Origin of the sequence: Acinetobacter sp. YT-02 (assembly GCF_002412355.1) — a bacterium.
GTDB classification, from domain to species: domain Bacteria; phylum Pseudomonadota; class Gammaproteobacteria; order Pseudomonadales; family Moraxellaceae; genus Acinetobacter; species Acinetobacter towneri.
Genome location: NZ_NOZT01000081.1, coordinates 1 through 5,582 on the forward strand (window position 1 = coordinate 1; position 5,582 = coordinate 5,582).

Below are 5,582 nucleotides of genomic sequence, written 5' to 3' on the forward strand. Positions count from 1 at the left end.
CCTATTTAACTTCGTTAAACAGTGATAGTCTGTGACCTTGATCAGGGGCTTCACCCCCGATACCCCCGAAAAGCTTTTTTAAAGCTTACAAAAGCCAAAGCAGGGTAGATTGAAATGTCAGGACAGGAACAAGAAAACAAACAGAGTAAAGCAGTTCGAGAACGAACCTTTAAAGTCAGACTTTCAGAATCAGAATATCAATTGCTCGATTCCAATAATCCTTATGGTTCGATTGCAAAGTTGCTTAGACAAGCAGCAGTAGAGAAAGCGACTAAAATTCATAATTCCAAAGCAGAAGATGACCAGAAAATTAAAGCCACAAAGGTCGTTGAATCTTCGTATAGCAAGACAGAGCGAGCGTTAATTTTAGAACTTAGTCGGACTGGCAACAATGTGAATCAGATTGCTAAAGCAGTGAATACCGATATTGCAGGGGTAGGTACTTTTGACAAAGTGAAGTTACTTCATTTGTTGATTTCCATAGATCAGCAGCTTCGGGAGTTACGTCCAGATGATCGTTGATTTTTTTCGACATGGTTCAGGTTTGTCAAAAGGTTGTCTTGATTATTTATTGGGTGAAGATCGAGAGCGAGAACATGCACAGGGTTTTAAGTGGTGATGTAGAGCTAACAGCGCAATTGATTGATAGCAGTCCTTTTGCCAAAAAATATACTAGTGGTTGTTTGTCTTTTTACGAGCATGATTTATCTAACCAAGATAAACAGCAGATCATGCAAAATTTTGAGCAATGTCTTTTCCCAGGTCTTGATCAAGACCAGTATCAAATCCTATGGGTACAGCACCAAGACAAAATTAATCAGGACACAGGCGAGACACGGCTCGAGCTAAATTTTGTGATTCCCAATGTTGAGCTTTCAACAGGCAAACGCCTACAGCCATTCTATGCGCCAGTCGATTTAGATCGCGTCGATCTATTTAAGCAGATCACCAATACCGAACATTCACTGTATGACCCCGATGATCCTGCTCATCGCCAATTATTTTTAAATAAAAAGAATCTACCCAAAGATATTAAGGATTTTAAAGCGCAGTTACATCAACGTGTTTACCGAGCGGTTGCCAATGGGGAAGTTGCCGATCGGCAAGAATTGGTGCAATGGCTTGAATCGAATCAAATCAATGTCACTCGACAAGTAAAAAACTCCATATCCATTGAAAACCCGTATGAGGGCGCAAAACGTCCCATCCGTTTAGAGGGCGAGATTTATGAGCAAGGCTTTAGAGCTACTGGCGAATATCGACAAGAAGTACAACAACGAATTGAAGAATACAGAGGAACAACTTCTGAGCGGTATCGAGCAAACGTCGCAGACTATCAGAGACAGCTTGAACACAAGAGCCAATATCACTGCGACCGCTATTCAACAGTCGGACGAGAAAATAGCCCAGAGCATTCAAAACAGTGCTCAGACGGTCGAGAAACAGTTAAACCAGTATCAAGCCTTGCTGCAATCGAAATTGAGCCATTTAACGCAATTAAACGAGCAAATACAGAGCCAAGAACAGCAAGCCCAGAATCAAGCGGTACAGAAAAAACTTACTATTTTGAATATGGGACTGATTTCAGCAGCAGTTATTTTGCTTATAGCGATTTTCTCGCTTGGTCTTGTCACCAAAAACAAGTACAGCGAGATGCAGACGCTAAATACAGTGATCAACGAGAAGCAAATGAGGGTCGACCATTTGAACCGATCAGGGGGCAGTTTGATGATCAGCACATGCAAGCGACCAGACAGCAAAGCACAACGTCTCTGTATTCAGATCAACAAGAATGCAGGGGAATGGCAGAACGGTTACATGATTCCAATGGGGTACTAAACGATGACCGAATTAGAAACACAATTATTGAGAATCATCGAAGAACAACAGCAACAATTACTGCAACAACAATCGCAATTGCAGAAGCAACAGCAAGCTTTAGACACAATGCAAACCAAGATTATCCAAGCCTTGTCAGCGCAGTCAAAGGCAATCGAGAGCGATCAGCAGAGCTTACAGCAAACACAGAAATCATTATCGGCAATACAGAAGCAACTTCACGAGCTAGAACGCAGTACAGCGAACTATACCGAGCAGATCAATGGAAAAGTCCAAGAGATGAACAGGATTACAGCGAACAACAGAGAATTACTAGAGAAAATCTCGAGCGTACAGAATACAGTCTCGTCACAAGTGACCAAAGCTCAGCAGAATTTACTCGAAACATCCGAGATATTGAAAAAAATATCATTCAGATAAAGGAACAAAAAAAAGAAATTGAGAAACCTCGACCTAAGCAGGATCGAGGCATGGATTTCGATAGATGATCTCAGTTGTATCTTATTTGGGGCAAAATAGAAAAATTGAATTAATGTTGAGATGCTAAAAATTTTATTGATTGAAGAGTCGGGGATGTTATTTCTTTTGTGAAAAAATTGAAGTTAATTGATTCGTCTTTTGGAAGGATAATCAGAACTTTGCCTTTTAAGTGTTTATCCGAACGGGTTTCCCACATATTTTTGAACTGGTGAATGTTTAGAATTCTTTGACCTAGTGACGGATCTGATACACGTACAAAATGATCATTAATTCCTGAAATTACAGTGAAGTGGTCATTTTTACGATGTTTGATATATGCAATTACGGGAATTTTTAGCTTCTTTAAAGTTTCTAAAGATACGGCATAGCCTTTTGCTTCAAAACCTAATGTATTTAAGGCTTTCTGCATATCATCAAAAGATGCTATTAGATCACCTTTGTCCATAATTTTGAGGACTTGTTGTTCTGTTGTTCTTTGGTTGTAATAACCATTAAGTAAGGTTGCAATGGATGCTGCACCACAAGAGAAGTCTAAGTCTTGCTTCACTATATTTTTATCTCGGATTTCTTTCCATGATTTAATCTTAATGTCATAGTTGTAGTTATTAATATAAATAGGTGATGAATAAGCAAATTTTGAAAAAAAAAGTAAAATTAAAAAAAAATTTTTCATATTCACTTGTTCTTAGCTAACTTAGCCAATGCTAAAATTAATAAATATGTTAAAAATGATAAAGCTAGTGAAAATAGAAGCAATTCATATATCCAATTATTTTCACTAGAAATTAAGTTGTAAATACTAAATCCTATAAAAAATATGGAACCAGTAGATATAGCAATATATAAGATTCTTTTTTTAGATACTTTACCATTCTTAGATATAGAGGCGGCAACATACCCTGCTACAGCCTCTACTAAGCTACCAATTAGCTCAAACATATATTTAACGACGCCAAATAGAGTTGGCGCCAAAGTTTGTGGAGAAACTATTTACTCTCCAGATGTTAGCACCAGCACTTAGACCTCCACCTGCGGCTGCCCCAGCAGCTCCAAAGGTTCCACCAATTACGGCTCCAGTGCCAACATTCCCTAAAAATCTATTAGTATTCCATTGATAGTTCCCTTTCCAAACACCATATGAATACATGGCTCCCCCAGATAAACCACCAACAGCACCACCAATTACCCATGGAGCAAGAGCACCTTGAGTATCTTTCATTTCTTGATTCGATAATTCCAAAGCTTGAATCTTTTCAACATGAGATGATTCAAAGATAGTGCTTAAATCAGCTGTATTGTCTGATGCTTGTATTGGCTGTTCTGCCATTACTTGGGTTGTGATCATTGTTGTAGATAAAGCTATTGTCGTGATTAATGTTTTCATTTTGTTACCCGTATTTTATTGTTGATGTTAGGTTATATCAGAACTTTCTACTATAATTCAAACGAATATCATGTGAATTATTGAAATCTTGATGAATGGTTGTTTGTATATTTAGATTTGATTTATTGTCTAACCCCAATCCAACGCCAAAGTTATAATCTATATTATTTCTTTTTTTCTCAACTACTATACTATTTATTTTTTGTTCATTAAGGGCTTTAAACGTTAATCCTGCAATTAATGAAATACGATCATTTGCAGAAAATGCAATTTGAGGGTTGAAGAAAAATAGATCGGCAGGTTTATATTCCCCTTCAGTATTTATATTTCTTTTAAGATTATGCTTATATCCAGTAGTTAGGGAAAGAACTATTGGATCGTAAGAGCGATAAGTTGTAACCCCAGTACTCCAGCTAGAAAAATTTGAACTTTCTTTTTTATTTTTTTCAAGAATAGATGTTTCCAAAAAAGCAACTAATGCTGGATATTTTGAATCTTGTAGGAGTTGATAATTTAATCCAATAGTAACATCAGAGACATCAGTATATTTTTGAGATTCTTGATTGGAATTTATATTTAAGGGGCGATTTGATGTGTAAAGAAAATTAGTACGTAGGCTAATATCTAAGTCTTTCATTAGTCCATACTTAAGCCCTAATGTTGTAACTAAATATTCATTCTGAAGTTGTTCATTATTTATATTGGTTGGAATATTAATAAAAGAAGACTCTGAAACCTGTACAGGAACGTAGCCGCCTAATTTAGTATCATTAATTTTACTATTACCATAGATCATGCCTAACTCTGTTGTGAATCTACCTTTGTCTGAAATTAAATTTTCAACCGTTAAAGGAAGATCTGCATGGGATAGCTGGAAAAAGCATAAAGTACATAAGCCAATAAGTCTTTTCAATTTAATCTAAGTCCTATTTTTATTGTATAAAATCTCGTTTTTTATCGTAAAAGAGGTAACTTGGTCAATAAAAAAATATTTTTAAAGAAAAACCCCTCTGCATCTTGCAACACAGAGGGGTTTTCCTTTAAATTCAGAGGGTACAGTTATTTGATGCTTCCAACATCAATTAACGAAAGATCGGCAGAGCTTCCAACTCGTACTGATATTCACCTTAAAGGCTAGTACCACTATCTATTTTAAAGAATTAGAACAGTTTGACAAGCCTCAATTTGAAGTCCTTCGTTAATTCAGCAGTTTAAATCATCAAATAAGCACCTAACGGTCGAGCTTTATCTACTCCTGTGCATCCTTTTTAGGTTGATATGCGGTGCATGTGGAGGGAATAAGTGTCACTGGTGCATCGTAGCGATAGTCGCAAGGCTAAACCGCTTACAGGGGATCTCACATAGGCGGAGCGTTGGAAGTAGTTGTATCGGTCGGTTAAATTGCATGTTGGAGCAATCCTCGCAGAGATATCGCCATACTTCGACAGGGAGCGCGTGGGAGAAGGTGCACAACCTTTAGTCCTTGTCTGCATGGTGTTTGCAACACCATGTGCGGATACGACCGATGCGTGGCTCCGTCAGCCCAATTACAGGTTAATCGGCAATACTTAAGGGACGTTGATTTTAAATCATCGACCCTTAGGGAAAGTATTGCCGAAACTCTCTCAACGTTCACCATCAGCCCGAGCAAAGCGAGGGATGGGGGGACGGTGAGAAAGAGTTGAGCGCCTTTGTTTTACAAGATTCATGCCAATACTTCTTAGAGTTTATATACCGTGTCATTTGATTTAATTATTACATAACAATTCTGTCCATTTTTAAATAAGCAAGGATACACAGCTACCCCTATTTAACTTCGTTAAACAGTGATAGTCTGTGACCTTGATCAGGGGCTTCACCCCCGATACACCCGAAAAGC

6 protein-coding genes are annotated in these 5,582 nt (G+C 37.7%); 2 read left to right on the plus strand and 4 right to left on the minus strand.

Annotated features, from left to right (window positions below; genetic code table 11):
* Positions 1 to 114 precede the first annotated feature (114 nt).
* Positions 115 to 522 carry a plasmid mobilization relaxosome protein MobC gene (gene mobC, locus CF596_RS14095; protein WP_096902836.1) on the plus strand — a complete coding sequence of 136 codons (408 nt, stop codon included), beginning with the start codon at positions 115 to 117 and terminating at the stop codon, positions 520 to 522.
* 11 nt (positions 523 to 533) lie between these two features.
* Entirely contained in the window at positions 534 to 2,327 is a 1,794-nt protein-coding gene (locus CF596_RS14100; protein WP_242439174.1) for a relaxase/mobilization nuclease domain-containing protein, read from the plus strand.
* A gap of 41 nt (positions 2,328 to 2,368) precedes the next feature.
* Here the strand turns inward: CF596_RS14100 and CF596_RS14105 are convergent, their stop codons facing one another.
* Genes CF596_RS14105 through CF596_RS14120 form a run of 4 tightly spaced genes read right to left on the minus strand, consistent with a single transcriptional unit; the run spans position 2,369 to position 4,616 of the window.
* Positions 2,369 to 2,992, minus strand: coding sequence for a C39 family peptidase (locus tag CF596_RS14105; RefSeq protein ID WP_096902837.1), 624 nt, complete (start codon positions 2,990 to 2,992; stop codon positions 2,369 to 2,371).
* A gap of 2 nt (positions 2,993 to 2,994) precedes the next feature.
* Positions 2,995 to 3,258: a hypothetical protein gene (locus CF596_RS14110; protein WP_096902838.1), complete on the minus strand. Its 264-nt coding sequence runs from the start codon at positions 3,256 to 3,258 to the stop codon at positions 2,995 to 2,997.
* Between the two features lie 4 nt (positions 3,259 to 3,262).
* A complete protein-coding gene (locus tag CF596_RS14115) occupies positions 3,263 to 3,703 on the minus strand; it encodes a class IIb bacteriocin, lactobin A/cerein 7B family (protein WP_143228707.1) in 441 nt (146 codons plus the stop codon).
* A 37-nt stretch (positions 3,704 to 3,740) separates the two neighbouring features.
* The gene (locus CF596_RS14120; protein ID WP_143228708.1) at positions 3,741 to 4,616 is read right to left on the minus strand and encodes a hypothetical protein; all 876 of its coding nucleotides are present in this window, start codon (positions 4,614 to 4,616) and stop codon (positions 3,741 to 3,743) included.
* Positions 4,617 to 5,582 lie beyond the last annotated feature (966 nt).

What these genes read in the sequence shown, in the direction of transcription:
- CF596_RS14115 (WP_143228707.1), bottom strand. Translation starts at nt 3,703, where the DNA reads ATGAAAACATTAATCACGACAATAGCTTTATCTACAACAATGATCACA.
- CF596_RS14110 (WP_096902838.1), bottom strand. Translation starts at nt 3,258, where the DNA reads ATGTTTGAGCTAATTGGTAGCTTAGTAGAGGCTGTAGCAGGGTATGTT.
- CF596_RS14100 (WP_242439174.1), top strand. Translation starts at nt 534, where the DNA reads ATGGTTCAGGTTTGTCAAAAGGTTGTCTTGATTATTTATTGGGTGAAG.
- CF596_RS14105 (WP_096902837.1), bottom strand. Translation starts at nt 2,992, where the DNA reads ATGAAAAATTTTTTTTTAATTTTACTTTTTTTTTCAAAATTTGCTTAT.
- mobC (WP_096902836.1), top strand. Translation starts at nt 115, where the DNA reads ATGTCAGGACAGGAACAAGAAAACAAACAGAGTAAAGCAGTTCGAGAA.